This window comes from Flavobacterium sp. Root901 (genome assembly GCF_001429765.1).
Classification (GTDB): Bacteria; Bacteroidota; Bacteroidia; order Flavobacteriales; family Flavobacteriaceae; genus Flavobacterium.
On sequence record NZ_LMJB01000009.1, the window covers coordinates 163,351 to 180,930 of the forward strand.

General features: G+C 35.4%; 12 protein-coding genes. 8 read left to right on the plus strand and 4 right to left on the minus strand.

The genetic code is table 11. The features are described 5' to 3' along the window. Together ASE21_RS18110 and ASE21_RS18115 are read left to right on the plus strand one after the other, a co-directional pair. The gene (locus tag ASE21_RS18110; RefSeq protein ID WP_057124128.1) at positions 1-921 is read left to right on the plus strand and encodes an AraC family transcriptional regulator; all 921 of its coding nucleotides are present in this window, start codon (positions 1-3) and stop codon (positions 919-921) included. 69 nt (positions 922-990) lie between these two features. Continuing rightward, entirely contained in the window at positions 991-1,191 is a 201-nt protein-coding gene (locus tag ASE21_RS18115; protein WP_057124129.1) for a hypothetical protein, read from the plus strand. A gap of 115 nt (positions 1,192-1,306) precedes the next feature. On the opposite strand, the gene ASE21_RS18120 is transcribed toward ASE21_RS18115, so the two are convergent. The 4 genes from ASE21_RS18120 to ASE21_RS18135 all read right to left on the minus strand — a co-directional run bounded on the left by ASE21_RS18120 (position 1,307) and on the right by ASE21_RS18135 (position 9,735). Beyond that, the gene (locus tag ASE21_RS18120) at positions 1,307-2,881 is read right to left on the minus strand and encodes a DUF5123 domain-containing protein (RefSeq protein WP_242410302.1); all 1,575 of its coding nucleotides are present in this window, start codon (positions 2,879-2,881) and stop codon (positions 1,307-1,309) included. 39 nt (positions 2,882-2,920) lie between these two features. Then, positions 2,921-4,711 carry a RagB/SusD family nutrient uptake outer membrane protein gene (locus ASE21_RS18125; RefSeq protein ID WP_057124131.1) on the minus strand — a complete coding sequence of 597 codons (1,791 nt, stop codon included), beginning with the start codon at positions 4,709-4,711 and terminating at the stop codon, positions 2,921-2,923. A 20-nt stretch (positions 4,712-4,731) separates the two neighbouring features. Further along, entirely contained in the window at positions 4,732-7,944 is a 3,213-nt protein-coding gene (locus ASE21_RS18130; protein WP_057124132.1) for a SusC/RagA family TonB-linked outer membrane protein, read from the minus strand. Positions 7,945-8,568: 624 nt separating this feature from the next. After that, on the minus strand, positions 8,569-9,735 hold the full coding sequence (locus ASE21_RS18135) for an MFS transporter (protein ID WP_057124133.1): 1,167 nt from the start codon (positions 9,733-9,735) through the stop codon (positions 8,569-8,571). A 103-nt stretch (positions 9,736-9,838) separates the two neighbouring features. On the opposite strand from ASE21_RS18135, the gene ASE21_RS18140 reads away from it, so the two are divergent. From ASE21_RS18140 to ASE21_RS18165, 6 genes are all read left to right on the plus strand, one after another. Beyond that, on the plus strand, positions 9,839-10,672 hold the full coding sequence (locus ASE21_RS18140) for an AraC family transcriptional regulator (RefSeq protein WP_057124134.1): 834 nt from the start codon (positions 9,839-9,841) through the stop codon (positions 10,670-10,672). 64 nt (positions 10,673-10,736) lie between these two features. Beyond that, positions 10,737-11,111 carry a hypothetical protein gene (locus ASE21_RS18145; RefSeq protein WP_057124135.1) on the plus strand — a complete coding sequence of 125 codons (375 nt, stop codon included), beginning with the start codon at positions 10,737-10,739 and terminating at the stop codon, positions 11,109-11,111. Between the two features lie 141 nt (positions 11,112-11,252). Beyond that, a complete protein-coding gene (locus ASE21_RS18150; protein WP_057124136.1) occupies positions 11,253-11,783 on the plus strand; it encodes a DUF3347 domain-containing protein in 531 nt (176 codons plus the stop codon). A 2-nt stretch (positions 11,784-11,785) separates the two neighbouring features. After that, the gene (locus ASE21_RS18155) at positions 11,786-12,346 is read left to right on the plus strand and encodes a helix-turn-helix domain-containing protein (RefSeq protein ID WP_057124137.1); all 561 of its coding nucleotides are present in this window, start codon (positions 11,786-11,788) and stop codon (positions 12,344-12,346) included. A gap of 457 nt (positions 12,347-12,803) precedes the next feature. Further along, positions 12,804-15,320 carry a heavy metal translocating P-type ATPase gene (locus ASE21_RS18160; protein ID WP_057124138.1) on the plus strand — a complete coding sequence of 839 codons (2,517 nt, stop codon included), beginning with the start codon at positions 12,804-12,806 and terminating at the stop codon, positions 15,318-15,320. A gap of 6 nt (positions 15,321-15,326) precedes the next feature. Then, entirely contained in the window at positions 15,327-17,570 is a 2,244-nt protein-coding gene (locus ASE21_RS18165; protein ID WP_057124139.1) for a multicopper oxidase family protein, read from the plus strand. Positions 17,571-17,580: the final 10 nt, after the last annotated feature.

Consider the following 17,580-nt stretch of genomic DNA (forward strand, 5'->3'; position numbering starts at 1 on the left):
ATGGGCGCAAAGACGATCGAAAAAATAAAAACCTATAATCCTTCGGGTTTTCGGGAAAAGTTTCTGGGAGAGGATAATCCAATTCATTTGCTTTTCAAGTCGAATTCTGATCACTTTTTTTGTCTTGAAATTGAAGAAATAATGCAGATGCAGCATCCTGTGCCGCCTTGCAAGCATTCTTGCCATACCTTAATTTTTATTTCTTCGGGCCAGCATGTGATGAAATTGGGATCTCAGGAATACATCACGACGGATAATGAAATTATTGTGGTTCCGGCGGGACAGATTTTTTCTCTTGATAATGTTAACAATATACACAAAGGCTATATCTGCCAGTTTCATCCTGATATTTTAATTGGTAAATACGGAAGCCGCGAAATGCTGAACGAATTTGATTTCATGAAAATTTCGGGCAATCCAAAAATTACTTTAGCGTCTGAAGATGTTTTGAATGTTTCGGCTGTTTTAAAACGTCTTCATAAAGAATATTCAGAAACAACAACGGCAAACCTCAACATTGTACAATCGTATTTGATTGCTTTGTTTTATGAAATGAATAAAAATTCGGTTAAGAGTGCTAAAAGTATTTCGGCAGCTGAGGTTATTACAAATAAATTTAAAGAACTAATTCATCAAAATATCAAAACCCATCATTTGGTTCATTATTACGCTTCGCTGCTCAATGTTACGCCAAATCATTTGAATAAATCGGTTCGAACTGTTACAGGAAAATCTGCAGCAAAATGGATTGACGAAACCATATTATTAGAAGCCAAATATTTACTATTTCAAACTACACTTTCTGTAAGTGAAATCGCAGTACAGGTAGGACATGAAGATCAATCGTACTTTAGTCGTTTCTTTAAAAAACACGAAGGAATTAGTCCTGTTCAATATCGAAAAATGATTGATAAATCCTAATCATTGATTATTGAATCCTAATAAACAGCGAAACATTTTTTAGAAATTTGCATCTCAAAAATGCATACTATGATTTATGTTTTTAAAACTTCTGTTGACAGCCGGTCTAAATTTGAGTCGGCCTCTGTCCTGCTTCGCGAATTACTCCCCAATACTTTATGGAATTTTGACCTTGAAGATTGTGATAATATTTTACGTATTGACAGTGAGCTTGACATTCCTGCCTTAATTCAAAACAACGGTATTTTTGAGTGTATCGAATTAGAATAATTTTTTTAGTCTCAGTTTTCAGTTTTGATTTGCGCTGAGACGTTACCAAAGTTCAAATACAAAAAGGGATGCAGACTGCATCCCTTTTTTAACTAACTATGAAAAATGAAACTTGTTAATCTAACCAGCGCGGATCTCCAATGTGATTGTCGATCAGGGTTTGATTTTTTACTGTAAAATCGCTTCCTACAGCGTTTACAAACTGTGGATCTGCAGTAGTTCCCGAAGCATCGATTTTATTTAAATTAATCGCTGCATCCATAAAACCCTGAGCGTTGTAATAATAATTTTTACTGAATACAGGAGCTGTAGTTCCTGCCTGATTTGTGTAAATTGCCGTTGTTGATGCTATCAAAGTATTTTTTACTGTTGATGTATTACTTACAAAACGAACATATAAAATTCTTTTTGGTGCTGCCGTACTCGAAACGTTATACAAAGTACAGCTGTCAATTAATACATTTGTTGTTAATCCAGTTCCGGAAGAGCCATTTGGTGCTGCAGCTGCATCTGCCCTGACAAAATCACGTCCGGTTGAACAAGTATCAAATGTGCTGTTTTTAAGAACAATACTAGCCGCATAGGTATTTCTGAAATCGATAAAATCTGCTCCGGCATTTGTATTTACGTTTTTAATAATGCTGTTGTCTACTGTAAATGACATTACTTTTGATCCGCTTGCATTTGCTGCAATTAACGCACGTGTATAATCATGAACTGTACTGCTGCTTACTAAAATATCACCATAAGTTGTTCCTGTTCCTGAAATTGTTATTACTGCCGCGTTATCCATTCCTGTTCCGTCTAAATCTAAATCAATTAATAACAGATTAGAAGTTCCGGCATTTACTGTAAATTTAACATGCAGTTTTGGTTTGTCTCCCGGACGTAAACCTCGTATTGTAATAGATTTGCTCAAAGCGATTTCTCCTTTAAACGCCTGATAATCTCCCGGCATTAAAACCAATACAGCGCCTGAAGCCGCTTCGGTTATTTTTGCATTTAAGTCATCTTCGGGTTTTATTAAAATTCCGGTTCCAATATCAATTCCGGTTGTAAATGTTATAATACCTCTTTTCTTTGCTCCGTTTAATAACGTAGCTGTATAAGCAGTTTCTCCGGTCAGGCCTGTTACAATTGCAGCACCCGCCGTTTTTTCTGCGGCTGTAATAGTATGTGTAATTCCGTCCGGCGCAATTGAAATTTGTGTTACAGCACTGTTTGGTGTCCATCTCAGCGTTACTTGTTTTGCTTCAATATCGGCATCCTGAACGGCAGAAAAAAGCTGTTCTGACAACGTTGTTGCTGTTACAACTGACCATTTAGAATCTGATAAACCTGTCGAGCTTACCGCTTTTACTCTAATAGAATAAACTGTTTCTCCTTCTAATGGAACCTGAACAGGTAATTCTGCTGCAGTTACGTTTATTGTTTTATAGATGGTTTTGAACTCTGTGTCATCTGCACTGAATTCTACCACATAATGATCTGCATCATTATTTTCTTTAATGGTCCAGTTTAATTCAACTGTAGTTTGATTTCTCACTTTTGCAGTCAAACCAATTGGAGAAAATTCTCTGCTTACATTCAGCGTATCTATAACGCCTTCATTATAACTTTCACAGCCCGAAATAACAGCTGTCAATAGTATTGAAGCTATTAATCCTTTTATTATATATTTTGTTTTCATAAACATAATGCCTTATAATTAATAAATAATTGTATGAGATTAATAACCGTAATCGTTAACTATTTTACCGTTACTTCCGTCAATAAATACTTGCCAGATTGGCCAGAATTGTCTGTTATCGGGATTCACTCCGGCTTTGTACAACGAATTGATTTTGGTATCCGCCGCCGCGCCAGTCCATGTCCATGCAAAAGAAGTATAATCTGCACCCGGATTTGCAGTCTCTCCACGATTTAATCCGTAAATATCCAAACTAACATTGTCTGCTTTAAATTTATAATATAAGGTTGTTGGTACTGTTGCATATTCGCCCGCACGCTGGGATAAATTTGCCATTTTAACTTTCGCTTCGTCTAATTTTGTTTTAAGAAGATTCCAGCGAATAAGTGCCTGTTTACGCTCCATTTCGCCGGTAAATTCAAATTTATTTTCTTCTACAATAGCGTTAAACATAGCGGCTTTGCTGGTTAAGGCATTAACGTAAGCATCAACTTTTACTGCATGAACAGCTGAAGGAAATGCTCTTTGGCGAATTTCTTTTAAATATGGCGCCGCTGCACTTGGACCTTCTAATTCGTTTGCCGCTTCTGCAGCAATTAAAAGAACCTCTGCATAACGCATATAAATTTTATTTACACCATCGTCGTTGGTTGAGGTTACAAAACGAGTCATCCATTCGTAACGATATTTCCCAAAATACCATGTGTTTAGAGCACCTAGTTCTTGTTTTGCAACATTGTTTACTGCTGTTCCATATTTGTACGGAACACAGGTTACATCTCTGCGCGTATCTGCCTGATCATAATCATAGAATACAAAAGGCAGCGGTCCGGCAGTTCCTCCGCGGTTTGCGCCATTTGCATGGAACTGATCGTTTGTAGTATGGCGAACTGCAAATGTAAACAGCATACGGCCTCTTCCTTCTGAAAATGGAATTTCCCAAAGAGATTCGCCGCCTGCCACTAAATATTCCTGATTGTATTTTCTCCAGAATGTTTCAAATGAAGATTCTAAATGTGCAGATCCGCTTGCAATTACCGAACGACATTCTGACAAAGCCAATGCGTACATATTGGCTACAGAAAGCTGCGGATCTGTACTTCTTCTAACTCCGTCAGGATATTGCTGATAACCGCTGGCAGCCATTGCCAAACGGGCACGAAATCCTTTTACAAAAGCTTTATTGATTCTTTCCACACTGCTTGTTGCTGTCGTTTCGCCAGGCCATGGCACTAATGTTGCAGCTTCTCCTAAATCAGCAAGAAGCTGTTTGTAAATTTCGTCACGGCTCGTTTTCAGTACGTACAAATTACCATTGTTTAAAGGCTCAAATCGGTATGGAACATCTCCCCAGGCTTTAATTAAATCGGCATAATAAATTGCTCTTAATGTTAATGCCTCTCCAAGTAAATATCCTAACTGAGATCCCGGTGTCGGGTTTCCGTAAGCACGTAAACCGCGGATACAAATATTAGCACGCTCAATTCCTGAATACATCATGGCCCAGGCATTGTTTGTTGTATTCATTTGAGAGTTATTTGCTTTTGCATCATACGTACATAAATCTGATGCATCACTTACAGTTTGTGAAGAGTTATACCATTCTGTATCTGTATTCAATCCGTAGAAAGGAAGAAAACGGCCTCTGTAAGAGTTAGTTTCAGCAAACGGAATCTTAATTCCGTCTATTGCTCCTTCGGCTAATCCCGGACTCGAAAAAATAACCGATTCATCTAAGGTCGATTGTGCCGGAGCATCTAAATAATCATCTGAACAGGAAGTAAAAAGACTTGCTAAAATAAATCCTGCTATTAATATTTTATGTTTCATCTTGTGAAAGTTTTACTGAATTAAAAATTAAGGTTTAAACCAAATATCAACTGTCTGCTTCTCGGATAAGCTGAATAATCAACTCCCGGAGTAAGCGGCGTATTTCTTCTTGTTGAAGATTCAGGATCAGGACCTGTGTATTTAGTCCATACAAAAACATTACTTGCAGTCAGATAAAATCTTAACTTCGAAACTCCTAATGCAGAAGTTAAATTATTTGGTGTAGTATAACCTAAACTTAATGTGTTAAGTCTCAGAAAAGATCCGTCTTCAACAGCCCAGTCACTAAAAACATAACGCGGCATATAAGGAGACCACATGGTTGTGTTTGCATTTAAAGCCGCAAGTGCCGCAGGATCGGTTACTAATTGTCCTGTATTAGGATCCAGGTTTGTCCATCTTGTTCCGTCAGCCATTTCAGAATTTAAATTTCTATACTGCCCATTCGGAACTGAAGTTGAGAACTCCACTTTATTTGCATTATAAACATCATTTCCAATACTGTAATTAAATGCTGCAGAAAGATCAAATCCGTATGCATTGGCATTCAGCACAAATCCTCCCGTACTTTTTGGATTGGCATTTCCGATAACAGTCAGGTCGCTGGCATCTACTTTGCCGTCATCTGTAATATCTTTTAACTTCATTGCTCCCGGTTTCATAGGTCCCACAATTGTAGTTGCATCTGCCACTCCCGGTTTTAAAGTATAAGTTCCTGCATTGTAATTAAAGTCAGATACTTCGTAGCGCCCGTCACTTTTATATCCGTACATAATACCTATTGGCTGACCAACGTTTACTAAAAAATCATTTCCAATAGCTGTAGAAGCCCATCCTGAACTTGCACCAAAATTATTCATTACACCAAGAGAATTAATTCTGTTGGTATTGAAACCAGCATTAAAAGAAATACTTACACCATATTTATCCCTTTCAATAAGATTAAGATTTAAAGTTGCTTCAAGACCACTGTTTTCAACTTCTCCCATATTTCTGTACTGAAAATCATATCCTCCAGAAATCGGGAAGTTGATTAACAAATCTTTGGTGGTATTTTTATAGTATTCTACAGATCCTGTTACGCGGTTTTTGAATAAATCAAAATCTAAACCTATATTTTGGGTTACAGTCGTTTCCCATTTCAAATCAGGGTTTGCCATTGTTTTAGAGGCTGCCCAGTAATTGTCTACGCCATTAATCCAGGTAGAAGTAGAAGAAATAAAACTCTGAACCATCTGCCCTGTCGGAATATTATTGTTTCCGGCTTCTCCATAACTTACTCTTAATTTAAGCAGGTTGATCCACGAAGCATTTTTCATAAATTCCTCACCAGAGATTTTCCATGCTGCAGCAGCAGCCGGAAAAAAGCCCCATTTGTTATCTCCTAAGAATTTACTGGAGCCATCAGCACGGTATGTTGCAGTAAAAAGGTAACGGTCTTTATAATCATAATTAACACGACCAAAGAAAGAAAGCAGTTTGTCATCCGGAAAATAGAAATTATCAACCGCAACCGGCGTACCCTGAGTTGTTAGTTTTTTTGCCTGGTCTAAACCAAAAGACAAGGGATAACCATGGATAGCCGTATTTACATCATTTCTTTTATACTCAATAGATTCCTCACCAAAAAGAAGTTTTAAATTATGATTTTCTCCAACTATCTTTTTTAAATCATAGTTCAGCGTATTTGCATTTCTAAAACGAGTGTCTTTTCTGTCTCCTAAAATCATGGCCGGCATACCTTGTCTTTCTGCCGCAGGATTATTTTTTACATAATAAGTAGAGCGTCCAAAATAACGGTAATCTAAATAATTGTAATTATCTAAACCTAATTCTGTTTTAAAAACTAAATCACTAGTAAGTTTCCATGAAAAACTGCCTAACATATTAAAGTTTTTTCTAAACTGCTGACGATCTGTATCTGCAATCGCCACAAAAGGATGTGTTAGATTTTCTGAAACCGCTTCGTCTGTATCATCTGTTGTTAAGCCCGGAACCGGAATTGGAGCATATCCTACAATATTTTTTAAACGAGAATCTGCAGAAGAAACCTCATTTTGTTCATTCATTCCACCTCCGTTAATTTCAGTATCAGAATAACGCATTGTAAAACTCAAATCTACCTTATCAGAAGCTTTACTGTTTAAAGCAAGAGACAAGTTGTTTCTATTAAAATCTGAACCCAGCATAATTGCTTTTTCATCATAATGAGCATAATTGAAATTGTAATTCATTTTTTCAGAACCACCACGAATCGATAAGTCACGGCTCTGAACCTCACCTTTACGTCCAAAAACCTGTCTCTGCCAGTTATTGCCTTTCATGCCTTTGTACATATCATAATCCTGCCATGCCCCAAAATATTTTTCGTAAGAACTTAAATCTGTATTGTCTTTAAGCAAAGCGTACTCATACTGCCATTTGACATAATCTTCAGGAGAAGTTACACCAATGGTATTGGCAATTTTTTTCATACCATAAAACATGTTATAGTTTACTGATATTTTTCCGTCTTTGCCTTTTTTGGTTGTAACAATCACCACACCGTATGCTCCTCTGGAACCGTAAATTGCCGTAGATGATGCATCTTTTAATATAGTCATCGTTTCAATATCAGAAGAAGAAATATCATTAATGTTATTTACCGGAAATCCATCTACAATATATAATGGCGAAGCATCTTGCGTTAAAGATCCGTTTCCACGAATTCTAATCTGAACATTTGAATCTGGCGAACCTTCAGAAGAGGTTACCTGAACTCCTGCAATACGGCCTGTTAAAGCCTCAGCCACATTGGGTACCGGAATTTTACGCATATCATTTCCAGAAAATGTAGCCACAGCACCCGTTAAATCAGATTTTTTTGAAGTACCATATCCAATTACAACAACTTCATTCAAATTATTAGCATCCTCAGACATCGTTGCATTGACTTTGCTTTTGCCTTCTGTAGAAATCTCAATAGTTTTAAATCCTATAAAAGAAAAATTTAAAACCGCTTTTGGATTGGTTAATTTCAATTTATAGTGTCCATCAAAATCGGTAGAAGTCCCGTTCTTTGTTCCTTTTTCCAGAACATTAACTCCTGGCAAAGAAAGTCCGGCTGCGTCTTTAACGGTTCCTTCTATTGTTACTCCCTGAGCATGCGCTCGATTGCTTAGAAGCAAACACAATAAGAAAACAACTGCAAAGCAGCGATTTGCTCCTTTGTTTAATAAATCTTTAAAATTCATGGTTGATTGTTTAAGTTATTAATTGTTTAAAGTGGTTTTTGTGGTTTAATTTTTTGTATTATGATTTCGCTTTTAGTCCCATCAGCTATTATGTTTTTCCTGTAAAGCTTTGTGATTTCTTATCGTGCTTTTTTGTAAGAATTAAATTTTAAATTTAACATTTACAAAAAGTTGTAATCGATTACACAAACATAGATATTTTTTTTATATAAAAAATTTAAATTCATAAAAATTTCATAATTAAAATTATAAATCAAAAATAAATCAGCTTTTTTATACGACATGTGTAATTTTATTGAGATATAAATATTAAATATATTATTGAATTTTATCAATTTGATGTGATTTTATTAAAAAAACAATCGATTACAAGCTTACAATTTAGAAAATTTTTAAGTGTTATTTTAACATTTAATTTTGACGCAAAAATCATAGAATTAAATGTAGACCTTGTTTTTTAACAAGTTTTTCTTTTAAAATGAAATTCATAACTAAATCCAAAACAACAATTTGAATCCAAAAATTAGTTTACAAAACATTAAACAACTCTAAAAAACAATAAGGCACAAAAAAAACCCTTAGATACTCTCTAAGGGTTAATTTAAATTATTGAGCTATAAAACGTTATGTACTTTGAAGCTGTAAATCGTTTTTACGAATTCGGATTAATGTTATCGTTATGAGCATTCCAATAACTGACATTCCAACTCCAATAAGGTTTGGCGATGCATAACTATATCCTGCGGTTAAAGGTAATCCGCCCAGAAAAGCTCCAAGTGCGTTTCCGATATTAAAACTTCCCTGAAGAGAAGCAGAAGCAATCATCTCTGCTCCTTTTGCAGTGCGAATCATCAGCATTTGAATTGGAGCAATAACAGAAAATGAAATAGCACCAGTTAAAAAAGTTAAAAATAACGATACATATTGATTGTATGAGAAGAAATAAACCAAAACCAAATCGACAGCCATTATAAATAATAATGACAATGTTGTAGGTGCAGGCGAATATTTGTCTGCCAGTTTTCCTCCGGCAAAATTTCCAACGACCATACCCAGTCCGGCCAGAATTAAAATATACGAAACATCGCCCTCTGCAAATTTTGAGACATTCGTTAATAAAGGCGCGATATAACTAATCCAGGCAAATAATCCACCAAAACCAATTGCAGTTATCCCGATAATTAACCAGGCTTCGGTTCTTTTAAAAAATTCTAATTGTTTTTTCATATTCACGGTTTCGCCTTTTTCCAGCTGCGGCATCCACAATGAAATAAATAAAAAAGTAAGAAGACCAACAATGGCAATTAAAACAAAAGTATAACGCCAGATAAAATTATGACCAATATAAGTACCAATAGGAACTCCAATTAAATTGGCCAGCGTTAAACCAGAAAACATAATTGCAATTGCCTGTGCTTCTTTTCCTTTATCGGCCAAACGACTTGCAACTACAGCACCAACTCCAAAAAATGCTCCGTGCGGCAGTCCCGATAAAAATCGCGATGCAAATAAAAAATTATAAGAAGGCGCAATAATAGAAAGCGCATTAAAAACCGTTAACATTAATGCTAAAATTAAAAGCATTTTTTTTGGAGCAAAATTTCTTCCGAGAATTACCAATAAAGGAGCACCAATAACAACTCCAAGTGCATAGGCCGAAATTAAATATCCGGCAACAGGAATACTAACTTTCATATCTGAAGCAATATCAGGAAGAAGACCCATCATTACAAACTCGGTTATACCGATTGTTAAACCCCCAAAGGAGAGTGCAATAAGACTTTTTTTCATTTTGATTTCATGAGAAAGGGAAAGACTTTCTACGATACAAATTTAACACTCTTAATCCTGAAAAAAGTTGTACATTTACAATATAAACTTGTAATAATAAAACATGCCGAAATTAAATCAATTTGAAACTCTTGTCATTCATGAGTTTGAAGATGAAAAATTTCATCTTCCGCCGCATACCCATACGTATTACGAAATCATTTATATAAAGAAAGGAAACGGTGTTCATCATCTCAATAATAATCTTCTTCCTTATAAATCCGGAGATTTATTTGTGATCTCGCCAGAAGACGAACATTATTTTGACATTAAAAAACCAACCCGATTTGTCTATATAAAGTTTACTGACAATTATTTTAATTCTAAGCAAAATTTAACCTGCGACGAATTCTTAATTCACACACCGGAAAATTTTATGCGGGATAAGTTATTAAAGGAAACGGTTTTAAAGTTAGACGATCCGTGCAAAACAATTCTTAAAAATACAATCGAAAACATTACAGCTTATAACTGCAAAACCGATGTCTCGACTTCGCCTATTATTTTTTATCAGATTCTTTCGATTTTCGGTTTAATTAAAGAAACCATAAAATGTATGAATCTGCGAATGGAATCGACACATATTGATAACGAGCAAATTGCAACTTATATTCACCAGAATATTTACAATCCAAAATTGGTTCAGATTAAAGTCATTGCGAGTCATTTTAATATTGCCGAAACTTATTTTAGTGCTTATTTCAAAAGAACATTTTCGATTAGTTACCGCGAATACATTAATAATTTACGAACAACCTTAATCGAAAAACGTATTCATAATGACAAACTTTCGATAAAACAAATTGCGTACGAATTTGGTTTTACTGATGAAAGTCATCTTTCGAATTATTTTAAAAAGAAGAAAAACATGAAACCAACAGATTTTAAAAAAACATGAAATCTTAAATAAAGAACAGCTATTAAAAAAAATATTTAAATTTGTAATTCCAAAGTAATTTTCATTGAAGAAAAAGATTCACATATTATTATTCATTTTAAGTCTTGGCTTCTTTTTGATGTCCAATTCCGGATATGCATGTGGAAAATCTTCTGAAAAAAATTCTTGCGAAAAGAAAGTTACATCTTCACATTTATGTGAAAAAGACTGTTGCAAAAAAAGTCAGGATTCTAAAAAAGACAAAGGCGGCTGTAACAGAAAATGTGATCATTCCAGCTGTACAACTACTATTTTACAGTTTAGTATGATTACCCCAAACGAATTTGAATTCGAAAATAATCTCTTTAATTTCTCTCCTGAGAAATCCATTTCTTTTTACAAAACTGCCAGTATTTCTGATGGTTTTACTTCTATTTGGTTAATTCCAAAAATAAAGTAATACTATTTTTGACAGCCATAATTGCGTTTAATCTAACCGTAATCCTGATAATTATCGGGAATAAAGGTTGACGCAGAAAACAGAAAAAAATTAAAACTTCATAAGGAAACTCCGATTACCTTTAATAAAAATTATATAAAAATGAAAAATTCAATTTCAATTATAGCAGCAGCAATTACATTATTATTTTCTGCAAATACAATTCAGGCAAACACCATTAAAACAGTAAAAACAGGAATTGAAATTGCTGATTCAAGTCAGCTTCAAACTGTTTATGATGCTTATTTTACAGTAAAAGATGCTTTAATTAAAAGCGATGCTAAATTAACTTCGGCAAAAGCCAAAGATTTATTGGATGCCATTACTGCCGTAAAAATGGATAAATTAAAAACAGACGAACATACTGCCTGGATGAAAGTGGTAAAAAAACTAACTGCCGATGCCAAAAGTATTTCTGCTTCAGCAGATCTTAAAAAACAACGTGAGACTTTTAAATCGCTTTCTAAAAACACTTATACTTTAATTAAAGCTTCAAAATCGACTGAAACTGTTTACAAGCAATATTGCCCAATGGCAGATGCTGATTGGTTAAGCAGAGAAAAAGCTGTAAAGAATCCTTATTATGGTTCTTCGATGTTAACTTGCGGAAACGTAGTAGAAACTATCAAATAAATATGACGCTCTACATCAAAAATATGGTGTGCAGCCGCTGTAAAATGGTTGTGAAGTCTGAGTTGGATAAACTCGGACTTCAAACTATTTCTGTTGAATTAGGCGAAGTCGAATTACAGGATGATATTACTGATTCTCAAAAAGAAATTCTGCTTAAAAACCTTCAGCCTTTGGGTTTTGATTTAATTGATGATAAAAAAACTAAAACTATCGAGAAAATCAAAAATCTTATTATCGATTTGGTCCATCATAAAAACAGCGAGCTAAAGGTTAATTTATCTGATTATCTGGCAGAAAATCTTAATCAGGATTACAATTCATTGAGTAATTTATTTTCTGAAATTGAAAACACAACAATAGAGAAATATTTCATCAGCCAGAAAATTGAAAAAGTAAAAGAGTTATTAATTTACGATGAACATTCTCTAAGCGAAATTGCCGATATTTTAAATTACAGCAACGTAGCCCATTTGAGTAATCAGTTTAAAAAAATTACAGGCTTTACTCCTACTTCTTTCAAGCAGTCTAAAGATAAAAACCGAATTCAGATTGAGAATTTGTAGTTTTTATTTTAACCGCAAAGTTCGCAAAGCAAAGGTTTACGCATGCTCTTAAAAACATAGCCCAAGGTTTCAACCTTGGGGACAGGGAGGAAATTTTTTGTGTCCCAAGGTTGAAACCTTTGAAACGCAATAATTGGCGCGCAACGGGATTTATCACAATACGTTTCCCCAAAGTTGAAATCTTTGGAACGCAATAATAAGAACACAGGATTTTATCACAATACCTTTCCCAAGGTTGAAACCTTGGGCTATATTCAAAATAGAGTTCGCAAGGTTTTTCATAAAGCCTTGCGAACTCTTCATTTTTATGCAGATCAGGTATGTCAAAAATAATTCGTGCCATTTGCAGTTAAAAAATTCGTATCTTAGTAAATCTTACAAATCATCCCCAAAATTATACAACCAAAAGTAAACGTTACTTCGGAAATTTGCATTGTAATACTTAAAAACCAATACAATGACCCATCAATATATAATTTCAGGAATGTCATGCAACGGGTGCCAAACTAAGGTCGAAAAAACTTTAAATGCAATAGAAGGTGTTCAGGCAGTAGTAACTTTAGATCCGCCGGCTGCAGAAATCACAATGGACAAACATGTTGAAACCGAGAAATTTCAGGAAGTTTTAAGTGCTGCAGGAAATTATACAATTGAGATGAAAACTGCTGCAAATTCAGAAACTAAATCTTGTTGTTCATCCAAAAAAGAACATTCACATCACGAGGCTAAAAAAACAACTGTGTTGCCTCATAATGCAACCGGAGTTTTTTATTGTCCGATGCATTGCGAAGGCGATAAAACCTATAACAAACCCGGAGATTGCCCCGTTTGCGGAATGGATTTAGTTCCGCAGGTTGCCATTAACAACACACAATATACATGTCCGATGCATCCGGAAGTTATTTCCAGCGAACCGGTCGACTGCCCAATCTGCGGAATGGACTTGGTGCCAATGCAGGTTTCAGACGAAGAAAACAAAACGTATTCTGATTTATTAAAAAAAATGAAGATCGCGATTTTATTCACGCTTCCGATTTTTATTATTTCAATGTCAGAAATGATTCCGAATAATCCTCTTTACAATATAATGTCTGTTGAAAAATGGAATTGGGTTCAGTTTCTGTTTTCAATTCCGGTTTTGTTTTATGCCGGATGGATGTTTTTTGTACGCGCATACAAATCAATTGTAACCTGGAATTTAAATATGTTTACGTTAATTGGAATTGGTACCAGCGTTGCTTTCCTCTTTAGTATTGTCGGAATGTTTTTTCCAGATATTTTTCCGGTTGAATTTAAATCGCATCATGGAACTATCCATTTGTATTTTGAAGCCGCTACGGTAATTATCACTTTAGTTTTATTGGGACAATTGTTAGAAGCAAAAGCGCACGGACAAACCAATGGAGCTATAAAAGAACTGTTGAAACTTGCTCCAACCGAAGCAACTTTAGTCGAAAACGGAGTTGACAAAGTAATTTCAATTCACAATATCAAAAAAGGCGATTTATTACGTGTAAAACCCGGAGAAAAAATTCCCGTTGACGGAAAAATAACTTCCGGAGAAAGTACTATCGACGAATCGATGATTACGGGAGAACCAATTCCGGTTGATAAAAAAGTTGGAGATGCTGTCATTTCAGGAACTATAAACGGAACAAAATCGTTTGTAATGATTGCTGAAAAAGTAGGTTCAGAAACGATGCTTTCGCAGATTATTGAAATGGTAAATAATGCAAGCCGTTCACGCGCTCCAATTCAGAAACTGGCCGATCGTGTTTCAAAATATTTTGTACCGACAGTAGTTTTAATTTCGGTTTTAACTTTTATACTTTGGGCAAAATTTGGTCCGGAACCTTCTTACGTTTACGGACTAATTAATGCGATTGCGGTTTTGATTATTGCCTGTCCTTGCGCACTCGGATTAGCTACTCCAATGTCCGTAATGGTTGGTGTTGGTAAAGGCGCGCTACACGGAATATTGATCAAAAATGCCGAAGCATTGGAAAATATGAATAAAATTGATGTTCTAATTACAGACAAAACCGGAACCATTACCGAAGGAAAACCATCGGTAGAAAAAATTTATGCCATTCATAATGACGAAGATTTTCTGCTTCAAAACATTGCTTCTTTGAATCAGCACAGCGAACATCCTTTGGCGCAGGCCGTTGTCACTTTTGCTAAAGCTGGAAATTTTTCTCCTCAAGAAGTTTCAAATTTTGAAACCATTGCCGGAAAAGGTGTTTTAGGAATTATTGAGGGCAAAAAAGTGGCTTTGGGAAATAAAAAACTAATGGATGAAATTGGCGTTTCTGTTCATGAAGATTTAGAAAATAAAGTAACTGCCGAGCAAAATTTAGGAAAAACAATCTCTTACATCGCAATTGACAAAAGTGTTTTAGGTTTTATTGCGATTACAGATGCTATAAAAGAAAATAGTGCAAAAGCGATTAAGGAACTTATAGATCAGGGTATTGAGGTAATTATGTTAACAGGCGACAATCATAATACTGCAAAAGCAGTTGCAGAACATTTACATCTAAGTTCATTCAAAGCCGATTGTCTTCCGGAAGATAAACTAAAAGAAATTGAACGTTTACAAACTCAAGGAAAAATCGTGGCAATGGCAGGTGACGGAATCAACGATGCTCCGGCTTTGGCACAATCGAATATTGGGATTGCGATGGGAACCGGAACCGACGCTGCGATAGAAAGCGCTAAAATTACTTTGGTAAAAGGAGATTTAAACGGAATTGTAAAAGCCAAAAACCTCAGTCATGCCGTAATGTCAAACATTAAACAAAATCTGTTTTTTGCTTTTATTTACAACACTTTGGGCGTGCCAGTTGCGGCGGGAATTTTATATCCGTTTTTTGGAATTTTACTTTCGCCGATGTTAGCAGCACTAGCGATGAGTTTGAGTTCTGTTTCGGTTATTGTAAATGCTTTGCGCCTTCGAAATTTAAAATTGTAATTTATCATGAAAATCAAACATCTTCTTCTTCTTTTCTTTTTTATTGCTTTCCAGCTAAAGGCCCAAAAAATAGTTCGTTACGATTTGCATGTTAGAGATACGATTGTCAATTTTTCGGGAAAAGAAAAACGGGCAATTGCCGTAAACGGGCAAATTCCGATGCCGACTTTGACTTTTACCGAAGGCGATATTGCAGAGATTTATGTGCATAACGAATTAAAAAAAGAAACGACTTCAATGCACTGGCACGGATTGTTTCTTCCCAATAAAGAAGACGGCGTTCCTTACCTGACGCAAATGCCAATTGAACCCGGAACGACGCATAAATATTCGTTTCCGATTATTCAAAACGGAACCTATTGGTATCACAGTCATTCGGGATTACAGGAACAAATTGGTTTGTACGGACTTTTTATCATCAATAAGAAAAAAGACGATCCAGCCATTAGAAAAGGAATTGATGATCTGCCGACGATTCCGGTTATTTTAAGCGAATGGTCCGATTTAAAACCGGAGAATATTCAGCGAATGCTTCATAATGCCAATGACTGGTTTGCCATAAAAAAAGGAACTACGCAGAGTTATGCCGAAGCCATAAAACAAAAACATTTTTCGACTAAAGTGACCAACGAATGGAAACGAATGAACGCAATGGATGTAAGCGATGTTTATTATGAAAAATTTCTGTTGAATGGCAAAAACGAACAACAGCTTTCTGATTTTAAACCGGGTTCAAAAGTCCGTTTACGAATTGCCAACGGAGGCGCTTCAAGTTATTTCTGGCTGACTTACGGCGGAGGAAAAATAACCGTTGTGGCCAGCGATGGAAATGATGTTGAACCTGTAGAAGTCGACCGTTTGATTATTGCGGTTTCTGAAACTTATGATGTTGTGGTTACGATTCCTAAAGACAATAAATCTTTTGCTTTTCTGGCTACAGCCGAAGATCGAACCGGATCGGCATCTCTGTTTTTAGGAAACGGAGAAAAACAACCCATTGATCATCTTTCGAAATTAAAATATTTTGAGGGAATGAAAATGATGAATGATATGATGAAAATGAATGGCGAAATGAACGATATGGGTATGAATATGTCTTTGAATAAAATGGATATGAATGCCGTAATGTATCCTGAAATTTCCGGTGAAGATGAAAATGCAAAACCAGCTATAGATCATTCAAACCATAATATGGAAGAAATGAAAATGGAAACTGACAGCACAGAAAATCCTGAAATTGTGACTCTAAATTACGGTATGCTGAAATCGCCTTTTAAAACCAATCTTCCAAAAGATGCACCAGTAAAGGAACTTCGTTTTGAATTATCCGGAAACATGAACCGTTACGTTTGGAGTCTGGATAATAAAGTAGTTTCTGAAACCGATAAAATCTTAATTAAAAAAGGAGAAAACGTTCGTATCACTTTATATAATGGTTCGATGATGCGCCATCCGATGCATTTGCACGGACACGATTTTAGGATTTTGAATGAACACGGCGATTATTCTCCACTCAAAAATGTAATTGATATTATGCCGATGGAAACCGATACCATCGAATTTCAGGCAAATGCAGACGGCGACTGGTTTTTTCATTGTCATATTTTGTATCACATGATGGCCGGAATGGGAAGGATTTTTAGTTATGAAAATTCAGCTCCAAATCCGTTAATTCATCATCCGGAAATGGCTTTTAAAATGCTTAAAATGGATGATCGAATGTTTCATTTTATGGGCGAAAATGATTTTGCAACAAACGGAAATGACGGTGAAGCGATGTACAGCAACACGCGCTGGAGCATTGGAACAGAATGGCGTTTGGGTTACAATGACAAACACGGTTATGAGACTGAAACTCATATTGGAAGATATATTGGTAAAAATCAATGGTTAATGCCGTTTATTGGTTTTGACTGGCGTTACCGAAAAATGGGAATGGACGAACAGGAACAAAATCTTTTTGGGCAAAAAAACACCAAAGACAATCGCTCGGTTTTTAGCGCCGGATTGGAATATACTTTACCAATGTTGATTAAAGCACAAGTTGAAGTTTATACGGATGGAAATGTTCGTTTGCAGTTTGAGCGAAAAGATATTCCGCTTTCGAGACGTTTGCGAATGAATTTAATGTGGAATACCGATAAAGAATATATGGCGGGATTGAAATATATCGTAGCAAGAAACTTTGGAATTACAACACATTATGACAGCGATATGGGAATTGGTTTTGGGGTTAATTTGAATTATTGATTATTAAAAT

What these genes read in the sequence shown, in the direction of transcription:
- ASE21_RS18150 (WP_057124136.1), top strand. Translation starts at nt 11,253, where the DNA reads ATGAAAAATTCAATTTCAATTATAGCAGCAGCAATTACATTATTATTT.
- ASE21_RS18140 (WP_057124134.1), top strand. Translation starts at nt 9,839, where the DNA reads ATGCCGAAATTAAATCAATTTGAAACTCTTGTCATTCATGAGTTTGAA.
- ASE21_RS18160 (WP_057124138.1), top strand. Translation starts at nt 12,804, where the DNA reads ATGACCCATCAATATATAATTTCAGGAATGTCATGCAACGGGTGCCAA.
- ASE21_RS18135 (WP_057124133.1), bottom strand. Translation starts at nt 9,735, where the DNA reads ATGAAAAAAAGTCTTATTGCACTCTCCTTTGGGGGTTTAACAATCGGT.
- ASE21_RS18110 (WP_057124128.1), top strand. Translation starts at nt 1, where the DNA reads ATGGGCGCAAAGACGATCGAAAAAATAAAAACCTATAATCCTTCGGGT.
- ASE21_RS18115 (WP_057124129.1), top strand. Translation starts at nt 991, where the DNA reads ATGATTTATGTTTTTAAAACTTCTGTTGACAGCCGGTCTAAATTTGAG.
- ASE21_RS18165 (WP_057124139.1), top strand. Translation starts at nt 15,327, where the DNA reads ATGAAAATCAAACATCTTCTTCTTCTTTTCTTTTTTATTGCTTTCCAG.
- ASE21_RS18130 (WP_057124132.1), bottom strand. Translation starts at nt 7,944, where the DNA reads ATGAATTTTAAAGATTTATTAAACAAAGGAGCAAATCGCTGCTTTGCA.
- ASE21_RS18125 (WP_057124131.1), bottom strand. Translation starts at nt 4,711, where the DNA reads ATGAAACATAAAATATTAATAGCAGGATTTATTTTAGCAAGTCTTTTT.
- ASE21_RS18120 (WP_242410302.1), bottom strand. Translation starts at nt 2,881, where the DNA reads ATGAAAACAAAATATATAATAAAAGGATTAATAGCTTCAATACTATTG.
- ASE21_RS18155 (WP_057124137.1), top strand. Translation starts at nt 11,786, where the DNA reads ATGACGCTCTACATCAAAAATATGGTGTGCAGCCGCTGTAAAATGGTT.